We start from the raw sequence: 213 nt of genomic DNA, 5'->3' as shown, positions 1-213 counted from the left end.
CCCATTCCACCCATACCGCCCATGTCAGGCATTCCAGCAGCGCCTGCAGGTTCTGGTTTGTCAGCGATAACCGCTTCAGTAGTCAGGAACATTGCTGCTACGGAAGCAGCGTTTTGCAATGCATAACGTGTTACTTTCGCAGGGTCAACGATACCCGCTTCGATCATGTTAACCCACTCACCAGTCGCAGCGTTGAAGCCTACGCCAGTTTGT

General features: G+C 53.1%; 1 protein-coding gene. It reads right to left on the bottom strand.

Annotated elements, in window-relative coordinates:
• On the bottom strand, positions 1 to 213 hold a 213-nt coding region (locus AMS66_RS16950; protein ID WP_330219324.1), incomplete at both ends, for a TCP-1/cpn60 chaperonin family protein.

Origin of the sequence: Paenibacillus xylanivorans (assembly GCF_001280595.1) — a bacterium.
GTDB lineage: Bacteria > Bacillota > Bacilli > Paenibacillales > Paenibacillaceae > Paenibacillus > Paenibacillus xylanivorans.
Note: the sequence above shows the minus strand (reverse complement) of the source record. Positions and strands in the feature narration are given on the sequence as shown.